The sequence below is a fragment of the Rhodococcus sp. NPDC003348 genome, assembly GCF_053589375.1.
On the sequence record NZ_JBSFRT010000007.1, the window covers coordinates 168,842 to 192,381 of the forward strand.

Below are 23,540 nucleotides of genomic sequence, written 5' to 3' on the forward strand. Positions count from 1 at the left end.
GGTGCGGTCAGTCCCAGGTGAGGCCGCCGCGTCGCCACTCGTAGGCGTAGGCGACCGACACGTTGAACACGAACAGCGCCATGGCCGCCAGACCGAACGTGCCGAGCGCGTCGAAGTACACCGCCCACGGGTACAGGAAGACGATCTCGATGTCGAAGATGATGAACAGCATCGCGGTCAGGTAGTACTTCACCGGGATCCGCTGCCCGGACGCCCCACCGATGCCGCTGCCGTGCCGGTCCGGTTGTGACGTCGGTTCGATACCGCACTCGTACGCCTGGAGTTTCGCCCGGTTCCGGCGGCGCGGCCCGACGATCGACGCCACCAGGACCGAGAACAGCGCGAACACGACCGCGATCGCGCCGAGCACCAGGATCGGGATGTACACGTTCACGGAGACCGGCCTCCCCTCCCTGCGGGAGTGTCCGTCGGGCCTCGCCCGCGAGGCGGGGCGCGGACGCGCGGACGGCAGCCGGAGACCGGTCGGCGTCCCGCCGACCCTGCCGTCCGTCCTGCCCGATCCGCCTCATGACCGCTCCCCTGGTCCGACGCATCCATTGCACGAGCTGCACTGCAACGCTCGGAGCTGGGCGACCGGACACGTGACCCGGTCACGTCCTCTCCTTGGAGCCGAACATACCCCCGGCCGCTCGCGCGTGTGAGCCACGACACTCCGGGGCCGGTGGAGGTGTGTGGCGGATGCGGTCCGGGGACCGCTGGCACAGGCTGCGTGCGCAGCAGCAGCGATCGTCAGCCCAGTCGCGCGCGGAGCAGCGCGACGACCTCCCCGGTGAGCCGGATCGGGTCGATCGGGTGCGGGACGCTCGCCTCGGCGCGCGACCACCGCGCCAGCCAGGCGTCGTCGGCGCGACCGGTCAGCACCAGGATCGGCGGACAGCGGTCGATCTCGTCCTTGAGTTGCTTGGCCAGGCCCATGCCACCGGCCGGGGTGGCTTCGCCGTCGAGGATCGCCAGGTCCACCCCGCCGGCGTCCAGGTGCTGCACCACCACCGGGGCCGTGGCGACCTCGACGCATTCGATCTCCGGAAGATCCGGGTGCGGGCGGGGGCCGAGTGCCGTCACGACCTGTCTGCGCGTGTTCACGTCGTCGCTGTAGACGAGCACCTGGAGGTGCGGGGCGCCGCGCGGGACGCCTCCGGACTGCGCTGGCGGCACGGACACGTGGGGGATGCTACGCGCGAAGCGGGCCGCGCCCGTTCAGGCGCGGCCCGCGCGTACCGCGGATTCTCGGTCGGATTCCGGCGAGATCCGGTTCGGGCGTGATGTCAGATTCGGGTGATGTCGAGGCCGCCGTCCTGGAACTGCGTCCGGAGCCGCTTCTTGTCGAACTTGCCGACGCTGGTCTTCGGCACCTCGGAGATCACGGTCCAGTTCTCGGGGACCTGCCACTTGGCGACCTTGTCCGAAAGGTACTCGCGCAGTGCGTCGATCGTGGTCGGCGTCCCCTCCCGCAGCACAACGGCCACCAGCGGTCGCTCGTCCCACTTCTCGTCGGGGATGCCGATGACGGCGGCCTCGAGGACGTCCGGATGCCCCATCACGGCGTTCTCCAGGTCCACCGACGAGATCCATTCGCCACCGGACTTGATGATGTCCTTGGTGCGGTCGGTGAGGGTGAGGTACCCGTCCGGGGTGATCGACCCGACGTCGCCGGTGCGCAGCCAGCCGTCGTCGAACTTCTCCGGCGCGTCGACCCCGTAGTAGGACCCGGTGATCCACGGCCCGCGCACCTCGAGTTCACCGATGGCGGTGCCGTCGTTCGGGACCACGCCCCCGACGTCGTCGACGAGGCGCGCCTGCACCGACGCCGGGAACCGTCCCTGGGTGTACCGGTACCGCCAGCGCTCGTCGCCCTCGGTGCCCGCGGGCGGACGCGCCACCGACCCGAGCGGCGAGGTCTCGGTCATGCCCCACGCGTGCAGCACCTGCACGTCGTACTCGTTCTCGAACACGTGCATGAGCGCCGGCGGCACGGCGGACCCGCCGATCAGGACGTCCTTCATGAAGGAGATGTCCTGCGGGTGTTCCTCCAGGTGCAGGTGCAGCCCCTGCCAGATCGTCGGGACCGCGGCCGCGTATGTCGGACGCTCGGCGGCGATCAGTTCGGCCAGCGGCGCCGGCTGCAGGAACCGGTCCGGCATGATCAGTGAGGCTCCGATCATGAACGCCGCGTACGGCAGCCCCCAGGACATCGCGTGGAACTGCGGCACCACGGCCAGCGCCCGGTCACCCTGCCTCAGCGCCGGACCGTCCGTCATGCACACCTGCATCGAATGCAGGTAGATCGAACGGTGCGAGTACACAACGCCTTTCGGGTCACCGGTGGTGCCGGAGGTGTAGCACATCGCGGCCGCGGACCGTTCGTCCAGCTCCGGCCAGTCGAACTCCGTCGGCTGCCCGGAGATCAGCGCCTCGTACGCGTGGACCTGCACGCCGTCCGGTGCCACCAGTCCGGCGGTGGTCTCACCGGCGACGATCACGTGCTTGACCGTCGACAGCTGCGGCAGTTGCGGGGCCAGCAGCGGGATCAGCGTCGCGTCGACGATGATCACGTGGTCCTCCGCGTGGTTGGCCACGTGCACCAGCTGCTCCGGGAACAGCCGGATGTTGAGCGTGTGCAGCACCGCGCCCATCGACGGGACCGCCAGGTACGCCTCGAGGTGCTCGGCGTTGTTCCACATGAACGTCGCGACCCGCTGATCGCCGGTGACGCCCAGCCCGCGCAGCGCGTGTGCGAGCGCCGCGCACCGCCGGCCCACCTCCGCGTAGCTGCGCCGACGCGCACCGGCGTCGGTCCAGGTCACGACCTCCGCGCTGCCGTGCACCGTGCTGCCGTGCCGTAGCAGCTGGGCGATCGACAGCGGGGCGTCTTGCATCGTGCTCAACATGAATCGCTCCTCAATTGATCGGTTCGCGCCCATTGTGACCTACCGCACACACTCGCCGCACGCGGCCCGTCGCTTGCGGCGCGAACCGTCCCGTCGCGCGGACCACGGCGGGTCACCTGGACTGATCTCGCGCGGTGCCCTATCTGTACGGAATGGACTTCATCCAGGAGCGGTTCATCGACCCGTTGAGCAACGTGCTGTACACGTACGTCCTCATCTATCTGCTGGTCGGAGCCGGCCTCTACTTCACGATCCGCACCCGCGGCATCCAGTTCCGCCGGTTCCCCGCGATGATCCGTCAGCTCGGCTCGTCCCGCTCGGGCGCCGAGGGCGGGATCTCGTCGTTCCAGGCGTTCTGCGTGGGGCTGGCGTCGCGGGTCGGCACCGGCAACATCGCCGGCGTGGCGATCGCGTTGACGCTCGGCGGGCCGGGTGCGGTGTTCTGGATGTGGTGCGTCGCCCTCATCGGCATGGCCACCGCCGCCGTCGAGGCGACCCTGGCGCAGATGTTCAAGGTGCGTGGCCCCGACGGCGCCTTCCGCGGCGGACCCGCCTACTACATTCAACGCGGACTGCGCTCGCGTGCCGGCGGCATCCTGTTCGCGGTGCTGCTCGTCGTCACCTTCGGCATCGCGTTCAACATGGTGCAGGCCAACACGATTGCCGACGTCCTCTCGCAGGCACACACCGTCGACCAGAAGTGGACGGCCGTGGTGCTGATGCTGCTCGCGGCGCCGGTCCTGTTCGGCGGCATCCGGCGCGTCGCGGCGGTGGCGGAGGTGGTGTTGCCGATCATGGCCGGCCTGTACGCCCTGCTCGCCGTCGTCGTCATCGTCATGAACATCGGCCGCGTCCCCGAGGTCATCGGAATGATCGTCGGCGGCGCGTTCGGCATCGGTGAGGCCGCCGCGGGTGTTGCCGGCGGCGTGGCGGCCGCCCTGCTCAACGGCGTCAAACGGGGCCTGTTCTCCAACGAGGCCGGGATGGGCAGCGCGCCGAACACGGCGGCGACCGCGACCGTGTCCCATCCGGTGAAGCAGGGATTCGTGCAGTCGCTCGGGGTCTTCGTCGACACCATGATCGTGTGCACCGCCACCGCGATGATCATCCTGATGGCGGGACCGGAGGTGTACGACCCGGGTACCACCGGCTCGGCGGTGGGGGCGTCGCTGACACAGTCCGCGGTCGAGCACGAACTGGGCTCGTGGTCGGTGTGGCTGATGACGGTGCTGGTGTTCGTCTTCGCCTTCTCCTCGGTGCTGGGCAACTACTCGTATGCCGAGGTCAACATGTATTTCCTCGGCGCGGGACCGCGGACGCTGTTCGCCTTCCGCCTCGTCGTCCTCACCTCCGTGGGGATCGGTTCGGTGCTGGCACTGTCCGCGGTGTGGGCGGTCGCCGACGTCGCGATGGCCCTGATGGCGATCACCAACCTGGTCGCGATCGTCCTGCTCGGCAAGTGGGCGTTCGGCGCCTTCCGCGACTACGACCGGCAGACGAGCGCCGGCCGGGACCCGGTGTTCACGGACCGCGACAACCCCGACCTGCCCGGCGAGCTGCCCGACTCGGTGTGGCACACGCCGGGAGCTGTCGAGGTGGCCCGCAACGGCTGATCGGCGACCCCGACAACCCGTCCGGCGTGCCGCGGCCCCTTGTGGTCGGGGTCGTGCCGGTCGGTCCCACTGCGCGGACTCGAACCGCGTTCTCCGGTACCACAAACCGGCGCTCTGGCCACTTGAGCTACAGCAGGGTTGGTCCGCGCGATCAGACGAACGATGCGGACACCCGGGACGCTAGCGGCTGCAGGGCGGCCGGTGCCACTGATTTTCCGGCGGCCCCACACCTGGCCCGGGCAGCGACCGCCGCCACGGGCCGCGGGGTCGGCCTCACCAGTGAGACGAGGCCGACTGCGCCCGAAGCCGATACGCCCGCCGAGCGTTTTCGGCTCCGATCATCGCCGCGATACGTTCGGCGTCGGCGAAGGACCATGATTCGTCGTCGATTCCGGTACCGAGCACCTCGGCCAGCGCACGCCGGAAGTACGCGGTACTGATGTGGAACAGTTCGGGCAGACCGTAGCCGTCGGTGGAGAACAGGATCGAACCGAAGGGCGCGAGTTCGGTCAGCTCGGCAAGCACCCGCCCGCCGCGGCCGCCGACGTTCTGCATCGCGAGCCCGACGTCGACGAAGACGTGGTCGAACACCTGCGCCAGATACCCGGCGTGGCGGTGGAACGGGTAGGTGTGCAGCAACATGATCGGCACACCCAGACCAGACGTGGCCCGGAGCAGCGGGGTCAGCAGCAGCGGATCGCCGCGCCGCAGGTCGGCGTCGGCGTCCCCGTAGCCGGTGTGGAACTGAATCGGCAGACCGAGTTCGACTGCGCTCCAGACGAGGAACCGGGTGAGGGTCTCGTCGGCCAGCCGGGCCGGGGCCCCGCGGTCGATCGCGCCCGCCCACCGTCCGGCAGCAGCCGCGACCTCCGCCCCGGTCGGACGCTCCGGCGCGAGGTCGAGCCCGACACGATATGCGGCAATCGATTTGAACGCGACGGCGCCGCCCTCGACGGCGAGCTCGAGCCGATCACGGCACGCATCGGCGAACCCCGCCGCCGTCGTCGGCCCGATCGTCTGCTCGGCGAGGGTCTCGAGCCGGACGACCTCACGAGCAGTTCCGTCGGCGAGTACCGCCAGCTCGCCCGGTGTGGTCAGTCGCTGCGCCGAATACCCGGTGTCGACCAGGAAGTCGCCGATCCCGGTTCCGCGCAACAGCCTTCTCGACACCTCGTCGGAGCCGAGCTCCGCCCGCCGCGACAGGTAGTCGTCGGGTGGGATCCCGGGGGGAAGATCGAGCAGGGGTGCGCACAGATGCCGTACCGCGAACCCGACGCGGGTGTCGAACAGGCTGCCGTGCCACGGCCCGGGCGCGTCCGCCTCGCAGAGCAGCGCCTCGAACCGTGCCCGGTCGAGGTCCTCGACCACGACGCCGTGACAGTGGTGGTCGACCAGGTCGGCCGCGTCCACCATCTCCGTCACCGAGGCATCGGCAGGGGTCACCCCTGCATTCTGCGCCGCCTCGCCATCTCAGGCGTACTGCTTTGCCAGCGGCGACGGGAATCGCAGCATCACCCGGACCCCGCCCAGCCACTCGGTCAGGGCCTCGGCCTCTGCATCGAGCGCTCGCCGCGCCGCGGGATCGACGCCCTCGAGCAGGTGGACCACCACCCGGCCGGCGTCGTCCTGCCACCAGCCGCCGACGATTCTGCCGTCCCACCAGGCGGTGGGGCCGGCGTTGCCGTTCGAGTCGAACAACGGTTCCTTGTGAGGGCCGAGGTACCAGTCCCGGTCCCGCCAGCCCATCGTCGTCGGGTCCAGGCCCGGCAGCAGGGCGGCCCATGGCTCGACCGGCTCGACCGGTTCCGCGTCGTCGGCCATCAGGTATCCGACCTGCCCGTCGAGGTCGACCTCGACGAGGTCCAGCGCGGACAACGCCTTTCGCACCGCGGTCAGTGTCGAGCCGAGCCACCATTTCAGGTCGGCTTCGGTTCCGGGACCGAACGCGCGCAGCCACTCCGCAACCAGCCAGGCGGCACCCTCCGCCTCGGTCACGGTCTCGATCGGGCCACCCAGCCACGATTCGGTTGTGGCCCAACGGTTCCGGGACACCCGCCACGGCCCGTCGTTCGTCGCGCGCACGATCCAGCCCTCCGCGGACAGGACGGTCAGGACCCGCGGCCCGATCGACACCTGACCGCCCCAACTCTTGCCCTCACCGTAGGACATGGAGCCGTTCAACAGCGGGAGCTTCTCGCGAAGCGTCGTGTACGACAACGGTTCACCGCCAGACAGCGCATCGAGCACCGCGTCGCCGGCTTCCCGCAGCCATGCCGCCCCGTCGTCGAACAACCCCGCCTTCTCCACCTCCCGCACGAGGCGGCGGCGTTCGTTGTCGGCGACCCGGTTGCTCGCACCGGCCTGGACGAACGGCAGTGCCGCCCGGGGGAGCACGAACAGGGTGCGCCGCATCGCCATGTGCTTGACCAGCGACCGCTCCTCGTACAGTGCGCGGTCCAGGTCGGCGACCGTCATCCCCGGCACCCGGGCCCGGGCCGACAGGTAGATCGTCGCCGGGTCCGTTCCGTGCAGGCAGACCAGGCTGCGGGCGGCATCGACCACATCGGCGGCGCCCACTCCGGGCGCGAGGCGGTGACGGCGAGCGAGCCGCGCACGGCGCTGTGTGGCGTCGACGGACCGAAGGGAATGGGTGGACACGCGCCCATTGTGCCGCGACGGTCGGACAGTCCGGCCCGGACACGGATTCCGCCAGGGCGTCAGACGGCCGCGGGCTCCCGATCGGCCGCTTCCAGCTCCCGCACCAGCGGCAGCACCTTGGCGCCGAAGTACTCGACCTCCTCCTGGAAGTGCAGGAACCCGGCCAGGATCAGGTCGACGCCGCGGCGCCGGTACTCGACGATGCGCTCCGCGATCTGCTCCGGGGTGCCGATCAGCTGGGTGCGGAAACCGTCGTTGTACTGCACCAGGTCCTCGAAGGTCGAGTCCGCCCACATGCCCTTCTGGTCGCCTGTCGACGCACCGGCCTGCTGGACCGCGCCGCGGAAGCCCTCGACGGCCGGCTTGTTCGCCTTCTCGATGATCTCGCGGAGAGTGTCGCGGGCTTCCTTCTCGGTGTCGCGGGCGATGATGAAGCCGTTGAGGCCGACCTTCGTCTCACGCTTATGGGCGCGGGCCACGTCGCGCAGTTCATCGATCTGCGCGGTGATGCCGTCGTAGTCCTTGCCGTTGCTGAAGTACCAGTCCGCGTAGCGGCCACCGTTGGCGATCGCGGCAGTGGAGTTACCACCTTGGAAGAGTTCGGGATTCGGCCGCTCGGGAGTGTTCGCCGGCTTCGGCTTGAGGGTGAAGTCGTGGATACGGTAGAAGTCGCCGCGAAAATCGACGTCGTCCTCGGTCCAGATCTTGCGGAGCACCTGCAGGAACTCGGCGCTGCGCCGGTACCGCTCGTCGTGTTCGAGCCACGGTTCGCCGAGGTGGGTGAACTCGTCCTTGAACCAGCCGCTGACGACGTTCACCGCGAACCGGCCACCGGACAGCTGGTCGGCGGTCGCGCCGAGCTTGGCCAGCACGGCCGGCTGCCACAGGCCCGGATGCACCGCCGCGATCACCTTCAGCCGCTCGGTGGCCAGCAGCAGCGCGAGGCTGAAGCTGGTCGACTCGTGCTGGAACTCGGCGCCGTAGCTGGCCTCGTAGCGGACCTGGCTCAGGGCGTACTCGAAGCCGTTGTTCTCGGCGGTGCGGGCGAGCTTGACGTTGTACTCGTAATCCCAGCTGGTTCGCTGCTCGATGTCCGAGGTGACAAGGCCACCACTGACATTGGGCACCCAGTAGGCGAACGTGGTCTGGTCGGCGATGCGTTCGGTTGACATGGCTACCGATTGAAGCCGCGCCACGCGTTGTACCCAACGGTTCCGATCACCGCGATCGCAACCGCGGCCCCAGTACCCGACCCGGCCGAAGGGCACCTTCATGCGCGTGATGCGCACGAAGGTGCCCTTCGCTCGAACCCGCCACCGACCGCCCTTCGTGGACGACGGCGCCCCTCACGCCTTCGGATCACACGAAAGTGACCTTCGGACGGTGGCGGGGAGATTCCCTAGGGTCAGACCGCCACCTGCGCGCGCGGCGTGGCCGCGAAACCGGAGGTCGGCGCGAAGCGCGCCAGCACATCCTCGGCCGGCTCTCCCGCCGCCTCGCCGATGTAGGCGAGCACGTCCTCCCGGCTCGTCAGCGCGAGCAGGGCGTCCGGCTCGGACAGGAACCGGAACAGCGACGCGGCCACCGGCTCGCTGACCGTCGCCGCGGGGAAGAACAGGTCGGCGTACTCGCCGTACTTCGGATCGCCCAGGAACAGGCGGGTGACCTCCGCCGCGGCGTGCCCGCGGGTGTTCCAGTGCCGGTCGAACTGCTCGGTGAGCCACTCCTCGGTGAAGGCGCCCTCGTGGTCCCGGACCGCCGCTACGAGCGCGGCGATCTGGACGACGGTGTTCTGCGCGCCCTGACCGGCGACCGGGTCGAACGAGATCGCGGTGTCCCCGATCGCGGCGACGACGTGCCCGCCGGCGGTGCGCCCGACCGCGCGACGCACCGTCGGGGTGACCGCGCCGCGCAGCCACGAGTGCGGATCCGCCTCGATCACCTCCAACTGCTCGACCTCGGCGGCGTCCTTCGGGAAGTACTCGCGGTACAGGTCGATCACCACCCGGCGCGCACTGTGGACATCGGTGACGGAGGCGAACTTCTCCACCCACGGCGATCCCGGTTTCGCGAACCCGAGGAAGCTCCACGCCTGCCCGGCGTCCTTGTGCAGGTACGGCCCGAACCAGGCCTCGCCGAAGTCGGTGTGCAGGTTGAACTGGTTGTGAGTACCGCCGCCACGGTGGCCCCAGGTGTCCGGCCCCTGATCCAGTCCCTGCAACGTCACCATCAGCAGGTGCCGCTGCGGCTCGGTGTAGACGGTCCGGTCGGTGTCGACGGGAAACAGGCCCGACAGCCCGCCCTTGCCGGTGGCGACGAGCGTGAGATCGTGCTCGGCGGCGACGGCGTCGAGTCCGTCGACGTCGACCGCCCGGACCTCGAATCGTCCGCCCCGGTCGAAGAAGCGGCCCAGCCGGTCGTCGGCGCGCAGCCGAACGTCCACGCCCCTGGCGATGTACCCGAAGTCGGGGTCGAACTCGAGAACCTCGCCGTAGGTGTCGCCGACCCCGGTGTGGAGGCGGGCACTCATTCCGGTCGAGTGCGGGCCGTCGGCGTAGAGGTCCTCGAGGATCTCCGAGTCCGACTCCTGCGACTTGCCGAAGTAGACGGCGGTTCCCGTTGCGGGAACGTCGTTGCGCAACGAGTCCCGGTCGCGGTCGCTGTACAGGGTGACGTCGAAGCCGATGTTCTGCAGGCCGAGCGCGGCGGTGGTTCCCGCCAGCCCCGCCCCGACGATTGATGCGGTGCGTGCCATGAGATCTCCTGGTGCAGTTGATGTTGGGTCGGCAGAGGTCGCGAACGGTCGGCTCAGCCGACGGTCGTGCGCGGTCGGCTCAGCCGACGTACGCGTTGAATCGCTCGGTGACGGTGGACAGGTCGCCGCCGAGCCGGTACCGCGCGCCGCGGTGGTTGTCCGGAAGCCGGTCGCCCTGACCGAACAGCTTGTGGCGCAACGTTCCCTCCCGGTAGCTCGCCGGGTACACGCCTCGGGCCTGCAGTGCGGGCACGACGTGTGTGACGACGTCCTCGAAGGAACCTGGCGTGATCGCGTAGGCCAGGTTGAACCCGTCCACGTCGGTCTCGTCCACCCATTCCTGCAGGGTGGTGGCGACGGTGTCCCCGGACCCGACGAAGCGAGGCCCGAGCCCGCCGATGCCGGCCCACTCCGCGATGTCGCGGACTCTCCACTCCCGGCCGTCGTCGTCGGCCTCCTGGAACGCGGCGACTGCGGACCGGATGGCGTTCGACTCCACATTGCCGATCGGTTCGTCCAGGTCGTATCGGGACAGGTCGATACCCATCCATCCGGACGTGAACACCAGTGCGCCTTCCACACTCGCGTACCGCTTGTATTCCTCGTGCTTCGCGGCGGCGGCCTCGTCGGTGGCGTCGGTGATGATCGTCGACAGGGCGTAGATCCGCGCCGAGTACGGATCCCGACCCGCATCGGCGAGGGAGCGCCGGATCCGCGCGACGGTGTCCTTGAGGACCCGCTTCGACGGGCCTCCGACGAAGATCGCCTCGGCGTTCTCCGCCGCGAACCGGACCCCACGCGGCGAGGCTCCGGCCTGGTAGATCACCGGGGACCGCTGCGGCGACGGCTCGGACAGGTGGATGCCGGGAACCGTGAAATGCGTTCCGCGGTGCCCGATGTGGTGCACCTTCTCCGGGTCGACGTATACCCCGGCGGCGGTGTCGCGGACCACCGCGTCGTCCTCCCACGAGCCCTCCCACAGTTTGTAGAGGACCTCGAGATACTCGTCGGCGTGGTCGTACCGGTCGTCGTGGCCGAGTTGGTCGTCGGCGCCGAAGTTGCGTGCCGCGGAGGGCAGATAGCCGGTGACGACGTTCCACCCGATGCGTCCGCGGGTGAGGTGGTCGAGGGTCGAGAGCCTGCGGGCGAACGGGTAGGGGTGCTCGAATCCGGTGCCTGTGGTGATCCCGAACCCCAGGTGCTCGGTGGCGGCGGCCATCGCCGAGACCAGCAGCAGTGGGTCCGCGACCGGAATCTGCGCCCCCTGCCGCAGCGCGGCCTCGTCGGTGCCCCCGTACACGTCGTAGGTGCCGAGCACGTCGGCGATGAACAGGCCGTCGAACAGGCCCCGCTCCAGCAGTCTCGCCAGTTCGGTCCAGTAGCGCAGGTCGGTGTACCGGTGCGACTGGTCCTGCGGGTGGCGCCACAGTCCGGGCGACTGGTGGGCGACGCAGTTCATGTCGAACGCATTGAAGCGGATCTGGCGGGTCATGCCGACACCCCCGGCCTGCGGCCCGCGCTCCACGCATACGGCAACGGGTCCCCGTTGAGCAGATGCGCGCCGACGGCCTGCTGCTTGTAGATGAGCGGATTGTGCGCGGAGATGACTCGGGCGTTGCGCCAGTGCCGATCCAGTCCGAGCGGGGCCGCGCTGATGGACGCACCGCCGACCTCGAACAACTCCGAGGTGGCGTCGAGGACCAGTCCGATCACCACCGACTGCGCCTTGGCGGCCGCGGCCTCGGCCCGGTCGAGCAGCTCGGGGTCCTGGCCCCCGGCGTCGAGGAGGACGTCGAGTTCGTCCGCGACGGCGAGGACCGCGGCCCGGGCGCCGTATGCGGCGGCCGAGACCCGGCCGATCACCTGCTGCACGAGCGGATCGTGACGGGGCAGGTCCGCCGCGGCGTGGGTGAACGTGCGGGTGCGCCCACGCACCCAGTCGATCGTGTCGGTCTCGGCGCGCGCGGCGATACCGGCCAGCACGGCGAGTTGCACCAACTGCAGGTAGGACGTCGCATAGGTGCGGCCCGGCGCACCGTACCCGGGTCCGAGGATGCGATCCTCCGGCACCGCGACGTTCTCGAATGTCGTTGTTCCACTGGCTGTCAGACGCTGCCCGAACCCGTCCCAGTCGTCAGCCTGGCTGACGCCGGCCTGCGCGGCGTCGACCAGCACGGAGACCCGCTCGCCGTCCCGGTCGGCGGCGACGAGGATGTGGTCCGCGTACAGGCTGCCGGTGCTGTAGTACTTCACGCCGTCGAGCACCCACTCGCCCCCACGGCGGGTGAGGGTGGTCCGGTACCGGTCCGCGGCACCCACTCCCGGCTCGGTGATCGCGTTGCCGACGAGCGTTCCGGCGGCGGCGGCGTGCAGCCAGCGCCGGGCGCGGTCGTCGCCGGCGAGGCGCTGATCCTCGACGAAGCTCCAGTGCACGCGAAGTGCCTGTGGCAGGTTGGATTCCGCGGCCGCCAGATCGATCAGCAGATCGAACAGCTGCCGCACCGAGGCACCGAAACCACCGTGTTCCACCGGCACCCGCAGCGCACCGAAGCGCGCCTGGCGCAGCCACTCGACCTGCTCGAACGGCAGTCGGCGGTCACGCTCACGCAGGGCCGCGCCCTCCGCGATCCGTTCGAAGATCGGCGCGAACACTTCCTTCAGTTCCCGGTCCGTCACCGCCGGCTCGATCGTTGCACTGCTCACGACTGTGTTCCCCTTCCGCTGTGTGCCCCCAACCCTTGGTCACCCGCAGCGAAGTCGCACCCGTTGTACTCGCCGTGAATCGAACCCCTCCCCACCCCCGGAAGAGGGAACGGCTGAAGGTGCCGTTCGAGCGGATCAACCGCACGAATGGCACCTTCAGCCGGAGGGTCAGATCACGCCGTGCCGCGGCGGGTGGGTGCCGGAGAGCGTCCAGCGGCCGATGTGCTGGAGCTTCCACCGGGTGGCGTCGTGCAGGGTGTGGGTGCGGGCGTCGCGCCAGTACCGCGACAGGTTCGCCGCACCGGACGCGCTGCGCGTGCCGCCGAGCTCGAACAGCACGTTCGCGGACTCCACCGCCGCACGTGCCGCCGCCACCTTCGCCGTCGCGACGTCGATCGACGCGGCCGCCGTTCGTTCCGCGCTCGGATTCGCCCTCGCGGCGTCCACCGAACGTGCCGCGACCGAGAGCAGCGCCTGGGCCGCCCGCACCGTCACGGTCACCTCCCCTGCCAGCTGCACCAGGAGCGGATCGTCCACCGCCCGCTCGACATTCGCCTCGAAGTGCGGACGGGCCCTGCCGGCCTGTACGGTCGCCTCGGCGAGCGCTCCGGTCGCGATTCCGACGTCGATCGCGGCGTGCACGAGTTGGGCCTGCGCGCCGTAGGTGGTGGGGCCGGCGAACACCGGCGTGTACGGCACCACCGAGGACGCCGGGACCACGACGTCGTCGAGGGTGACGGTGCCGCTGGCGGTGGTGCGCTGCCCCATGCCGTCCCAGTCGTCGACGACCGTCACCCCGTCGGCGTCGCGGGGCACGAACGCGATGGCCTTCCCTGTCGCGGCATCGGGGCTGCCGGGTCCGTCGAACAGGCTGGCCCGCACCATGATCCAGTCGGCAAACAGCGCACCCGTGCTGTAGAACTTGCGCCCGGACAGGACATAGTCGGTCCCCCGGCGACGGAGCACCGTGGTGTCGACATTGATCGGGTGCGGCCCGCGTTCGCTCTGCGCGTTCGCGAGCAACGCCCCGGCGAGCACCTCGCCGTAGAAGAACCGTTGCTGCTCGTTGCCGCCCTGCGTTCGCAGCGCCTCGAGAAAAGTGAAGTGGGACTGCGGAATCTGACCGATGCTCGGATCCGCCGCCGAGAGCAGCCGGAAGATCTCGGCGACCACTTCGAAGGGCGCGTCGAGACCACCGAACTGGCGCGGGACCGTCACCGCGAGCAGTCCGGATGCGGTGAGCTGCCGGATCTGGTCGTGGGGCAGTTCCCTCTCGGCGTCGCGACGGGCGGCGTCGACGGAGAACTGGTCCGCCAGCCCTGCCGCGACGCGCAGGGCCTCGTCGACTCCGGTGATCCGGCCGGCGGCGGGCGCGACGGTCACGACGCACCGGCCGCGAGGAAGGGCACGTTCCCGGTCCCGGCAGCACCGGGACCGCTGGTGAACAGGCCGCGCTCGCGCAGGATCGGCAGCACTCCCTCGCCGAACCAGTACAGCTCCTCGAGGTGGGGGTAGCCGGAGAGCACGAACTCGTCGATGCCGAGCGCCGCGTACTCGGCGATCCGGTCGGCGACCTCGGCGTGGCTGCCGACGAGGGCGGTGCCCGCGCCGCCGCGAACCAACCCGACACCGCTCCACAGGTTCGGGGCCACTTCGAGATTGCGGGCGTCGCGCCAGTCCCCGCTGCGCCGGTTGGCCTCGTGCAGGGCGAGCATGCGGCGCTGCCCCTCGGACTCGCTGCGGGCGAGCCCGGCCTGCGCGGATTCGACGGCGTCCGGACCGAGTGCAGCGACCAGTTTGTCGGCCTGCGCCCACGCCTGCGCCGCGGTGTCGCGGGTGATCACGTGCAACCGGATACCGAACCGGACCGTTCGACCACGGGTCGCTGCGAGGTCGCGGATCCACGCGATCTTCTCCGCGACCGCCGCGGGCGGCTCACCCCAGGTGAGATAGACGTCGGAGTGCTCGGCGGCGACCGGGCCCGCCGCGGCGGACGAGCCACCGAAGTACAGCGGCGGCACCGGATTCGGCAGCGTCGCCAGCGCCGCCTCGTCGACGTGGAGGTGCTCACCGTGGTGGGTGACGGTCTCGCCCGCCCACAGTCGCCGCACGATGGAGAGGAACTCGTCGGCGCGGGCGTAGCGGTCGTCCTTGCCGAGGTGGTCGCCGTAGGCCCGCTGCTCGTGCGCCTCACCACCGGTGACGACGTTGAGCAGGATCCGGCCCGGCGCGTGCAGGGAGAACGTCGCCGCCATCTGCGCGGCCAGCGTGGGACTGACCAGTCCCGGACGGAAGGCGACGAGGAAGGCCAGGCGCTCCGACTCCCTGGCGACCATCGCGGTGGTCAGGAACGCGTCCTCGCACCAGGCTCCGGTCGGTGTGAGCGCACCGGTGAACCCGAAGTCCTCCGCCGCACGGGCGATCGACGACAGGTAGCCGATGCTCGCCCGCCGGTCACCCCCCGCGGCGCCGGCGGGCGTGCCGTGGCCCCCGCCGACGATGAGCCGGCTGTCGCCGTAGGTGGGCAGGAACCAGTGGAACGCCAGAGACATTGTTCGAACGCTAGGGACGCGGATCGGCCCCGGCCAGGGTTGCGATCGGGGGGATTCCAATCCCCCGCGAGCGGTGCGCACACCGCTCCACCACGGTCAGGGGTATCGATGCCGAACCGGCACGCGAGAGAAGCTGTGTGCGCCGCCCCATCACCAGGAGTGGGCGCGCACCCGCAGGTCCCGGGCCAGGTGATCCCGCTGCTCGACGACCAGCCTGCGCAGCGCGGCCGGAGCGTCGGCGTGACCGGAGAGCCAGGCGTCGACAGCGTCCAGGGACTCCGCGGCAGGGAACAGTCCGACGACGATGCGCTTGGCGATCTCGATGCTCCGCTGCTCCCAGACGTCGGAGATGGCGGCGAAGTACTCGCCGTCGTAGCGGGCGATCAGGTCGCGGCGCTCCCCCGCCCGGAACCCGCCGATGGTGGCGTCGAGGTGGTCGTTGGTGAGCGTGGTGTCGGTCAGCGCGGCGGCCCAGGCCGCCGCTTTGACCTCGGCGTCCGGGCGGGCCGCCAGCGCGCGCCGGTGCGCGGTGCGTCCGGATGCCGTGTCGTCCCTGGCGAGTTCGGCGTCGAGGTCCGCCGTCCGGGCGTGCCCGGTCGCGGCCAGCGCCGTCCACAGCGCCCAGCGCAGGTCGGGGTCCAGCGCCAGTCCGCTCGGGGCGGGAGCGGTCCCGTCCAGCATCGCGCGGATGTCGCCGGCCCGGCGATCGTCGACCGTCGCGGCAGCGGCGACGGCGCGCGCCATCGCCAACTGCGACCCGGACCCGTGATCCGCCGACTGCAGTGCCGCCCAGCATGATTCGAGCCATTCGCCGCGCCACCGGTCCCGATCCGAGGCCGGTAGGTAGTGGCCCACCGCGAATGCCGCGTTCGCCAGTGTGGCCGCCTGGAGCGCCATGTTGGTCTCCGCCGGCGCGAACGCCCGCGCCATCGTGAGATAACGCGCGGGATCCAGGACCCCGTCCCGGGTGGCGTTCCACAACGCCGACCAGACGAGGCCACGGGCCAGCGGGTCGACGATGCGGTCCAACGAGGCCTCGACCGTGCGTACGGAGAACCCACCGAGCCGGACCTTCGCATACGTCTGGTCGCCGTCGTTGAGCAGCACCAGCGGGGTCTCGGTCAGCTCGACCCGCGTGCGCGGTCCCGTGAGATCGACGCTCAGACGCTCGGTGAGCACCAGCGAGCCCGCCTCGTCGAAGTCGTAGAGTCCGATGCCGAGGGTGTGTGGCCGAGGGTCGGTCTGCACGACCTCGTACCGCTTGCCACGTCGCTCGAGGGTCAGCGTCGACACGCCGGTCGTCTGCAACCAGGCGCGCGCCCATGACTCCAGGTCGCGGCCGGACGTCGCGGAGAGCTCCGTGAGCAGGTCGGCGAGAATGGTGTTGCCGAACGCGTGTGCTCGGAAATAGCGTCGTGCCCCTTCGAAGAACGCGTCCCGCCCGACGTGGGCGACGAGCTGCTTGAGCACGCTCGCCCCCTTCGCATAGGTGATGCCGTCGAAGTTCAGCTTCGCCGCCTCGAGATCGACGATGTCGGCGACGATCGGATGGGTGGTCGGCAGCTGGTCCTGCGAATACGCCCACGCCTTGCGCCGATTCGCGAACGCCACCCAGGCGTCGGTCCACTGCGTGGCCTCGGCACTTGCGAGTGCGCCCATGTAGTCGGCGAAGGACTCCTTGAGCCACAGGTCGTCCCACCACTGCATCGTCACCAGGTCGCCGAACCACATGTGCGCCATCTCGTGCAGGATCGTGTTGGCGCGGCCCTCGTACTGGGCGGCCGTCGCGGCACCGCGGAAGACGTACGCCTCGGTGAACGTCACACAGCCGGGGTTCTCCATCGCGCCGAGGTTGTACTCGGGCACGAACACCTGGTCGTACTTGCCCCACGGATACGGGTAGTCGAACTGCTCGTGAAAGAAGTCGAGCCCCTGCCGGGTGACCTCCAGCACGGTGTCGGCATCGAGGTGTCGCGCCAGCGAGGCCCGGCACAGCACCCCCAACGGAACGGTGAGATCGCCTGAGCTCCAGACGGAGTCGACGCGATGGTACGGTCCGGCGACGACCGCCGTGATGTAGGTGGAGATCGGCAGGGTCGGGGAGAATTCCACGAACCGCCGCTCGTCGGACTCCTCCCACAGGGCAGCGGGACGGTTCGAGATCACCTCCCACCCGGGCGGCGCGGTCACGGCGAAGGTGAACGGCGCCTTCATGTTCGGCTGTTCGAAGCACGCGAAGACCCGACGGGCGTCGGCAGGCTCGTACTGGGTGTAGAGGTAGGTCTGTCCGTCGACCGGATCGAGGAAGCGGTGCAGCCCCTCACCCGACCGGCTGTAGGCGCCGGTCGCCCGGACCACGACGGTGTTCGACGCGGCCAGTCCGCGCAGGGCGATGCGGGCTCCGTCGTACTCGACCTCGGCGGGCTCCCCGTTGACGGTGACCGAGTCGACCGACGGTCCGATGAAGTCGAGCCAGGTCCGTTCGGCGGTGGCGTCGAACTCCACCGTCGTGACCGTCAGGAAGCCGGGTCGGTCGTGATCCGGGGCGGACGACAGGTCCAGATCCACGCGGTAGGAGCGGACGGTGACCGCGGCGGCGCGGGCTGCGGTCTCGGCACGGGTCAGGTTCGCGGTGCTCACGGTGTCGATCCTGCCAGGTGATCGGCAGCGAGACCGGGCGCACATATACCCCTATGGGTATTATCGATCGGGAACCGGACCGAGAGGACACCACCATGTGCCAGCCCACCCCCTGCCCCAACTGCGGCAAGACCACCTGGAAGGGTTGCGGCAACCACGTCGACGAGGTCATGCGCCACGTCCCCGCCGACAAGCGCTGCACCTGCGAACGGCCGGCCTCGTCCGGCGGATTCCTGCGCGGGCTGTTCGGCCGCTGATCGGCGGGAACGCCTCGGGATCGCGGGCGACGGAGCATCGACAACCGCCTGCGATCGCGGAGGGGGAGCGTCATGCACGTCGCCACCGGGGACACCCCGCGAACCTGAGCGCTGCCCCTTTCCGGGGGCATCGCGTGGCGGCGGCGCGGTCGTAGCATCGAACTCGACCGACAGATCGCGAAAGAGGTGCGCCATGGACGACGCAGTCCGGACCGAAGTCGACGCCGAGACCGGCATCGGCACCATCACCCTGAACCGGCCGAAGCAGCGAAACCCGTTGGCCACCAGCACGATGCGTCAGGTCACCGCGGCACTGACCGAGCTGTCCGCGGACGCGACGGTACGGGCCGTCGTCATCGCCGCGGACGGACCGGTGTTCTCCGCCGGGCACGACCTGTCGGAGATGGTCGACCGCACCCTCGACGAGGAGCGGGAGATCTTCGATGCGTGCGTCGAGATGATGGACACCGTCCAGCAGATCCCGCAGCCGGTGATCGCCGCCGTCCAGGGCCCTGCGATCGCGGCCGGCTGCCAGCTCGCGGCGTCCTGCGACCTGGTGGTCGCGTCCGAGACCGCGGTGTTCGGGACGCCGGGCGTGCGGATCGGGCTGTTCTGCTCGACCCCGATGGTCGCGCTCAGCCGCGCCGTCGGGCGAAAGCGGGCGATGCAGATGCTGCTGACCGGCGACACAATCGACGCCCACACCGCGGCGGACTGGGGTCTGGTGAACCTCGTCGTCGCCCCCGAGGAACTCGACGCGCAGGTCCGGGCCCTGGCCGCGAGGATCACCGGTGCCAGCCCGCTGACGCTGCAGATCGGCAAGCAGGCGTTCTACCGGCAGATCGACCTGCCGCAGGACCAGGCGTACACCGCGATGGCGGAGACCATGGCCACCAACGCCGTGACCTGCGATGCTCAGGAGGGAATGACGGCCTTCCTGGAGAAACGGACACCGGTGTGGCACGGTAAGTGACCCAGTCCGCGCATCACGACACGCGGGAGCGCCGGGTACCGTGATTCACGGTCGCCGCCGCTCTAGCCTGGGGTTCTCCCCCGGGAACAGCCTGGGGTTCTCCCCCGGGAACCGCGAGAAAGGCACATCTCATGGCATTGCCCACCCTGACCCCCGAACAGCGCGCCGCCGCCCTGGAGAAGGCGGCCGCGTCCCGGAAGGCTCGCGCCGAACTGAGGGAGGACCTCAAGTCCGGCAAGATCAGCCTGGTCGAGGTCCTCGACAAGGCCGACACCGACGAACTCGTCGGCAAGACGAAGGTGCTGTACCTGCTCGAGTCCCTGCCGAAGGTCGGCAAGGTGAAGGCTCGCGACATCGCCGAGTCCGTCGGCATCGCGGAGACCCGCCGCGTGGCCGGCCTCGGTGCCCGTCAGCGGGCCGACCTGCTGGCCAAGCTGGCCTGAGCCGAAGACTTCCCACCACTGCCCGGCGTCCACTCGGACGCCGGGCAGTGGTGCGTTTCGGGGGCGGCGCACCCTTCCGGTGTGCCGGTCGGCGCGACCGGGTCAGGCCTTGAAGTACACCAGCTGGTGGGTGGTGGCGAGCAGCGCACCGCCCTTGCCCCATAGTTCGCCGGACTGGTCGAAGTAGCCCCTGCCGAAGTGCTGGGCGCGGGCGGTCGCGAGCACCGCGTCCTCGCCGTGCGCAGTGAGGGTGTCCGCGTCGGCGTGGAAGTACACGGTCAGAGAGACCGTGCCGGCCGGGCTCATCTGGCCGCGGCGGAGGAACACGCGCGGGAAGAAGACGTCGCACAGCGCGGTGAGGGCGGGGAAGTCGAGCGGCCGCGCGGGCTGGTCCCGAACCCACAGGGTGGATGTCGAGTCGTCCCGCTCGGTTCCGACGCTGTCCAGGCCACCCTCGACGAACCGCATCTCGTAGTTGCCGATCCACCGGATGAAGTCGAGCGCCGGGGCGGGCGCGACCTCCTCCGCCGCCGGGGCGACGGGCGGGGTGATCTCGGTCGACGACCAGCTGTCGCGGCGGACGGCGAACACCGCGGTCGCGGTGGTGGTGACGACGCCCTCCTGGGTCATCTCGATCGACCAGTGCTGCGTGGAGTTGTTGGTGCGCGTGGGTCGCGCGTCGATGGTGAACGGTCCGTCGGCGACTGGGCCTGCGAAGTTGACGGTGAGCGAGACCGGGTCGCCGAGCCGTTCCGGATGCCGCAGCGCGGCGGCGAGCAGCGTGGCCGCGGTGACGCCGCCGAACGGGCCGACCATGTTGGCGTACTCGGCCGCGGTCCGGCCGGTGAAGGTGCCGTCGGCCTCGGCGACGAGATCGAGGGCGGCGTCGAACTGATGGGTCGGGTTGGCGGTCCGTGTCACGTCAAAACTCCTGGCGATCGGAAACTATGTATGACACCCTACATAGAACAGGAGCGAACGAGAAGGGCGAGCAGTGCCGAGACGACAGGACCCCACCACCGGCCCCCGGGCCGCGATGATCGACAGCGCCATCACCCTGATGCGCGAACGCGGTGTCGCCGCGACGTCGTTCGCCGACGTGCTGTCCGCCAGCGGCGCCCCTCGCGGGTCGATCTACCACCACTTCCCGCGCGGCAAGGCCCAGCTCGTGGAGGACGCGACCCGCTCCGCGGCCGACTGGATCGACGACAGGATCGGCCGGATCCTCGACGCCCACGACACCGTCGAAGCCATCCGCACCCTGGTGGACATCTGGGGCCGCGGCCTCGAATCCAGTGGGTACGCGTCGGGATGCCCGATCGCGGCGGCGGCGCTGGGCACCGAGCCCGGCGCCAGGGAGATCGCAGGCACCGCGTTCGGCACCTGGTGCGACGCGATCGCCGCGAAACTCGTCGGTGAGGGCGCCGAACCCGCGCGGGCGGCGTCCCTGGCCGTGCTGATCATCGGGGCGCTCGAGGGCGCGTTGATGCTGGCGCAGGCACAGGGCAGCTCGACGCCCCTGGACGCGACCGTCGACGAACTCGAATCCCTGTGCCGGACGGTGCTGGCGCCGTGACACTCCCTGCCGGAAGGATCGGGGTGCCGCCGGAACGCCCGTCCGACGGCACCCCGCGGATCAGCGGTCCGCGTCGGTGTAGCGAATGATGCCGCGAATGTTGCGTCCCTCCAACATGTCCCGGTAGCCGTCGTTGATCTGCTCCAGTCGGTACTGGCGGGTGACCATGTCGTCGAGGTTGAGCTTGCCGACCTTGTACATCGACAGCAGCTGCGGAATGTCGTAGTGCGGGTTGGCGCCGCCGAAGATGCTGCCCTGCAGGTTCTTCTGCAGCAGGGTCAGCATCGACAGGTTGAGCGTGACCTTGTTGTCGAGCAGGCTGCCCATCGCGGTCAGCACCACGGTGCCGGCCTTCGAGGTGATGCCCATCCACAGGTCGACGTCCTCGCCGTGCACCTCGCCGACGGTGACGATGGTCTTCTTGGACATGCCGCCGGCGGTGGTCTCGGCGATCGCGCCTGCCGCCTCCTCCACGCTCGCGAACGCCTGGGTGGCACCGAACTTCAGCGCCTGCTCGCGCTTCCACTCCACCGGGTCGATGGCGAAGATGTGGCGGGCGCCGGAGTTCACCGCGCCCTGCAGCGCCGAGATGCCGACGCCGCCGAGGCCGACGATCGTGACGTCCTCTCCCGGCTTGATCTGCGCGGTGTGGGTGGCCGACCCGTAGCCGGTGGTGACACCGCAACCGACGAGGCACGCCACCTCGAACGGGATCGACGGATCGATCTTCACCACCGAACTCTGGTGCACCACCATGTACGGGGAGAACGTGCCGAGCAGGGTCATCGGGTAGACGTTCTGCCCCCTGGCCTGGATCCGGTACGAGCCGTCGCTGACCGACGCACCGCCGAGCAGCATCGCCCCCAGGTCGCACAGGTTGCGCAGGCCGGCCTGACAGGACGGACACTTGCCGCACGACGGGATGAACGAGAGCACGACGTGGTCGCCCGGGGCGAGGTCCTCGACACCCTCGCCGACCTCGGTGACGATGCCTGCACCCTCGTGGCCGCCCAGCACCGGGAAACCGGCCATCGGGATGCCGCCGGTGACCAGGTGGTGGTCCGAGTGGCACATACCCGACGCTTCCATCTGAACCTTGACCTCCCCCTTGCGGGGGTCGCCGATCTCGATCTCCTCGATCGACCACGGCTGATTGAAATCCCAGATCAACGCGCCTTTGGTCTTCATCGCTGCACACACCTGCTCTCGTCGACAGTCGGGAAGGCCAGCCTAGACACGTATACAGACGGGTGTCCGGCTAATCGCCGGATCGGCCTTCCCGAACTCCGTCGGTCAGGGCCGGGTCCCGCGAGGTGTCCTTCAGCGCCACCCCGGACGCGCCGAGACGCCGCGCGCCGTCGACCAGCGCGGCAACCACCCGCGCGGCGTGCTCGTAGCCCAGCCCGTCGGGCGGGTGGACGTTGGACACGCAGTTGCGCTGGGCGTCGCTGCGGCCCGGTCGCGGGTGGTGGGTGAGGTAGACACCGACGCTGTCGGCGACGGACAGGCCGGGACGCTCCCCGATCAGCACCAGCATGGTGGTGACACCGAGCGCCTCCCCGATGTGATCGCCGAGCGCCACCCGGGCCTGGGTGGCGATCACCGGCGGGGCGACCGTCAGTCCCGGCAGCGCGGCGACGATCGCGGCGGCCAGGTCCGGTCCGTGCGCGCTCAGCGCGGTCGAGGACAACCCGTCGCACAGGGCGATCCCGAGGTCGTAGGGACCACCCGACGGCACGGGAATCGGCTCGCCGGGTACCCGTCCAAGGTCGGGGCGGCGCAGGTAGATGGCGCGATCCGGCGCGGCGCTGGCGACCACCGACGGCTCGCCGAGGCCGAGCGTCCTCACCCGGTCGGCCACGCGCGCCACGTCCAGTGGCAGGTGCACCGCGTCGCGCGCCGCGGCATGCGCGGCGACGAACTCGAGGTGTCGGCGGGTGGGCAGCGCATTACCGATGCGCCCCAACCCGATCCGCGCCTGCGTGTAGGACCGGAGCAGATCCCAGTAATCGGTCTCGGCACCGCCGAGGTGGTCGGTCTCGGCACCGCCGAGGTGGTCGGTCACGACACGCCGCCGAGCGCCCGCAGCGGGGAGGCAGCGACATCGACCGGCAGCACCCGTCCGGCCGCGTCGGCCATGCCCTGGCGACGCAGCCACTCCTCGAACTCCGGTGCTGGTCGCAGGTTCGCGATCTGCCGCGCGTAGAGCACGTCGTGGAACGAGAGCGACTGGTAGCCGAGCATCACGTCGTCGGCGCCGGGCACCGTGATCACGAACGCGGTGCCCGCCACCCCGAGCAACGTCAGCAGCGTGTCCATATCGTCCTGGTCGGCCTCGGCGTGATTGGTGTAGCAGACGTCCACGCCCATCGGCAGGCCGAGCAGCTTCCCGCAGAACTGGTCCTCGAGCCCGGCGCGGATGATCTGCTTGCCGTCGTACAGGTACTCGGGGCCGATGAAT

21 protein-coding genes and 1 tRNA gene are annotated in these 23,540 nt (G+C 70.1%); 5 read left to right on the forward strand and 17 right to left on the reverse strand.

Going from position 1 to position 23,540, the window contains the following annotated elements:
- Positions 1–7: 7 nt before the first annotated feature.
- From ACWDU4_RS07250 to ACWDU4_RS07260, 3 genes are all read right to left on the reverse strand, one after another.
- The gene (locus ACWDU4_RS07250) at positions 8–394 is read right to left on the reverse strand and encodes an NADH-quinone oxidoreductase subunit A (protein ID WP_450113192.1); all 387 of its coding nucleotides are present in this window, start codon (positions 392–394) and stop codon (positions 8–10) included.
- Between the two features lie 356 nt (positions 395–750).
- Positions 751–1,176, reverse strand: coding sequence for an Rv3143 family two-component system response regulator (locus ACWDU4_RS07255; protein ID WP_450113218.1), 426 nt, complete (start codon positions 1,174–1,176; stop codon positions 751–753).
- A 110-nt stretch (positions 1,177–1,286) separates the two neighbouring features.
- Entirely contained in the window at positions 1,287–2,909 is a 1,623-nt protein-coding gene (locus ACWDU4_RS07260) for a long-chain fatty acid--CoA ligase (protein WP_450113193.1), read from the reverse strand.
- A gap of 134 nt (positions 2,910–3,043) precedes the next feature.
- Here ACWDU4_RS07260 and ACWDU4_RS07265 point away from each other — a divergent pair, with 134 nt between their 5' ends.
- Positions 3,044–4,522 carry an alanine/glycine:cation symporter family protein gene (locus ACWDU4_RS07265; protein WP_450113194.1) on the forward strand — a complete coding sequence of 493 codons (1,479 nt, stop codon included), beginning with the start codon at positions 3,044–3,046 and terminating at the stop codon, positions 4,520–4,522.
- A 64-nt stretch (positions 4,523–4,586) separates the two neighbouring features.
- Here the strand turns inward: ACWDU4_RS07265 and ACWDU4_RS07270 are convergent.
- From ACWDU4_RS07270 to pepN, 10 genes are all read right to left on the reverse strand, one after another.
- Positions 4,587–4,659 (reverse strand) — tRNA-His (locus ACWDU4_RS07270).
- A gap of 136 nt (positions 4,660–4,795) precedes the next feature.
- Positions 4,796–5,965 carry an amidohydrolase family protein gene (locus tag ACWDU4_RS07275; RefSeq protein WP_450113195.1) on the reverse strand — a complete coding sequence of 390 codons (1,170 nt, stop codon included), beginning with the start codon at positions 5,963–5,965 and terminating at the stop codon, positions 4,796–4,798.
- A gap of 27 nt (positions 5,966–5,992) precedes the next feature.
- Positions 5,993–7,180: a winged helix DNA-binding domain-containing protein gene (locus ACWDU4_RS07280; protein ID WP_450113196.1), complete on the reverse strand. Its 1,188-nt coding sequence runs from the start codon at positions 7,178–7,180 to the stop codon at positions 5,993–5,995.
- A 59-nt stretch (positions 7,181–7,239) separates the two neighbouring features.
- Positions 7,240–8,352: a dimethylsulfone monooxygenase SfnG gene (gene sfnG, locus ACWDU4_RS07285; RefSeq protein WP_450113197.1), complete on the reverse strand. Its 1,113-nt coding sequence runs from the start codon at positions 8,350–8,352 to the stop codon at positions 7,240–7,242.
- 233 nt (positions 8,353–8,585) lie between these two features.
- Entirely contained in the window at positions 8,586–9,935 is a 1,350-nt protein-coding gene (locus ACWDU4_RS07290) for a styrene monooxygenase/indole monooxygenase family protein (protein ID WP_450113198.1), read from the reverse strand.
- Between the two features lie 79 nt (positions 9,936–10,014).
- Positions 10,015–11,427 (reverse strand): LLM class flavin-dependent oxidoreductase, encoded by a 1,413-nt coding sequence (locus ACWDU4_RS07295; RefSeq protein WP_450113199.1) that lies wholly within the window; start codon positions 11,425–11,427, stop codon positions 10,015–10,017.
- Complete coding sequence (locus ACWDU4_RS07300; RefSeq protein ID WP_450113200.1) at positions 11,424–12,638, reverse strand: acyl-CoA dehydrogenase family protein; 1,215 nt, start codon at positions 12,636–12,638, stop codon at positions 11,424–11,426. The genes ACWDU4_RS07295 and ACWDU4_RS07300 overlap by 4 nt, the downstream gene beginning before the upstream one ends.
- Positions 12,639–12,806: 168 nt before the next feature.
- Positions 12,807–14,021 (reverse strand): SfnB family sulfur acquisition oxidoreductase, encoded by a 1,215-nt coding sequence (locus ACWDU4_RS07305; RefSeq protein ID WP_450113201.1) that lies wholly within the window; start codon positions 14,019–14,021, stop codon positions 12,807–12,809.
- On the reverse strand, positions 14,018–15,190 hold the full coding sequence (locus tag ACWDU4_RS07310) for an LLM class flavin-dependent oxidoreductase (protein ID WP_450113202.1): 1,173 nt from the start codon (positions 15,188–15,190) through the stop codon (positions 14,018–14,020). Before ACWDU4_RS07310 ends, ACWDU4_RS07305 begins: the two co-directional genes overlap by 4 nt.
- A 150-nt stretch (positions 15,191–15,340) precedes the next feature.
- Positions 15,341–17,830, reverse strand: a complete 2,490-nt coding sequence (gene pepN / locus ACWDU4_RS07315) for an aminopeptidase N (protein WP_450113203.1) — start codon at positions 17,828–17,830, stop codon at positions 15,341–15,343.
- Positions 17,831–17,883: 53 nt separating this feature from the next.
- Here pepN and ACWDU4_RS07320 point away from each other — a divergent pair, with 53 nt between their 5' ends.
- The 3 genes from ACWDU4_RS07320 (at position 17,884) to mihF (ending at position 19,503) form a co-directional block, all read left to right on the forward strand.
- Positions 17,884–18,087, forward strand: a complete 204-nt coding sequence (locus ACWDU4_RS07320) for a hypothetical protein (protein ID WP_450113204.1) — start codon at positions 17,884–17,886, stop codon at positions 18,085–18,087.
- A 193-nt stretch (positions 18,088–18,280) separates the two neighbouring features.
- Entirely contained in the window at positions 18,281–19,060 is a 780-nt protein-coding gene (locus ACWDU4_RS07325) for an enoyl-CoA hydratase (protein ID WP_450113205.1), read from the forward strand.
- Between the two features lie 131 nt (positions 19,061–19,191).
- A complete protein-coding gene (mihF, locus tag ACWDU4_RS07330; RefSeq protein WP_450113206.1) occupies positions 19,192–19,503 on the forward strand; it encodes an integration host factor, actinobacterial type in 312 nt (103 codons plus the stop codon).
- A gap of 102 nt (positions 19,504–19,605) precedes the next feature.
- Here the strand turns inward: mihF and ACWDU4_RS07335 are convergent, their stop codons facing one another.
- Entirely contained in the window at positions 19,606–20,424 is an 819-nt protein-coding gene (locus tag ACWDU4_RS07335) for an acyl-CoA thioesterase (RefSeq protein WP_450113207.1), read from the reverse strand.
- A 73-nt stretch (positions 20,425–20,497) separates the two neighbouring features.
- On the opposite strand from ACWDU4_RS07335, the gene ACWDU4_RS07340 reads away from it, so the two are divergent.
- Positions 20,498–21,079: a TetR/AcrR family transcriptional regulator gene (locus ACWDU4_RS07340; protein WP_450113208.1), complete on the forward strand. Its 582-nt coding sequence runs from the start codon at positions 20,498–20,500 to the stop codon at positions 21,077–21,079.
- 60 nt (positions 21,080–21,139) lie between these two features.
- Here ACWDU4_RS07340 and ACWDU4_RS07345 read toward each other — a convergent pair whose 3' ends face one another.
- From ACWDU4_RS07345 to eutB, 3 genes are all read right to left on the reverse strand, one after another.
- Complete coding sequence (locus tag ACWDU4_RS07345; protein ID WP_450113209.1) at positions 21,140–22,267, reverse strand: NDMA-dependent alcohol dehydrogenase; 1,128 nt, start codon at positions 22,265–22,267, stop codon at positions 21,140–21,142.
- Between the two features lie 70 nt (positions 22,268–22,337).
- Positions 22,338–23,144 (reverse strand): ethanolamine ammonia-lyase subunit EutC, encoded by an 807-nt coding sequence (gene eutC, locus ACWDU4_RS07350; RefSeq protein WP_450113210.1) that lies wholly within the window; start codon positions 23,142–23,144, stop codon positions 22,338–22,340.
- A partial coding sequence (gene eutB / locus ACWDU4_RS07355; RefSeq protein ID WP_450113211.1) for an ethanolamine ammonia-lyase subunit EutB occupies positions 23,141–23,540 on the reverse strand: 400 nt, incomplete at its 5' end. The genes eutC and eutB, both read right to left, overlap by 4 nt.

Bases quoted from the DNA above. Each gene is read 5' to 3' on its own strand.
- ACWDU4_RS07260 (WP_450113193.1), bottom strand. From the start codon at position 2,909: ATGTTGAGCACGATGCAAGACGCCCCGCTGTCGATCGCCCAGCTGCTA.
- sfnG (WP_450113197.1), bottom strand. From the start codon at position 8,352: ATGTCAACCGAACGCATCGCCGACCAGACCACGTTCGCCTACTGGGTG.
- ACWDU4_RS07290 (WP_450113198.1), bottom strand. From the start codon at position 9,935: ATGGCACGCACCGCATCAATCGTCGGGGCGGGGCTGGCGGGAACCACC.
- ACWDU4_RS07295 (WP_450113199.1), bottom strand. From the start codon at position 11,427: ATGACCCGCCAGATCCGCTTCAATGCGTTCGACATGAACTGCGTCGCC.
- ACWDU4_RS07310 (WP_450113202.1), bottom strand. From the start codon at position 15,190: ATGTCTCTGGCGTTCCACTGGTTCCTGCCCACCTACGGCGACAGCCGG.
- ACWDU4_RS07320 (WP_450113204.1), top strand. From the start codon at position 17,884: ATGGGTATTATCGATCGGGAACCGGACCGAGAGGACACCACCATGTGC.
- ACWDU4_RS07325 (WP_450113205.1), top strand. From the start codon at position 18,281: ATGGACGACGCAGTCCGGACCGAAGTCGACGCCGAGACCGGCATCGGC.
- mihF (WP_450113206.1), top strand. From the start codon at position 19,192: ATGGCATTGCCCACCCTGACCCCCGAACAGCGCGCCGCCGCCCTGGAG.
- ACWDU4_RS07345 (WP_450113209.1), bottom strand. From the start codon at position 22,267: ATGAAGACCAAAGGCGCGTTGATCTGGGATTTCAATCAGCCGTGGTCG.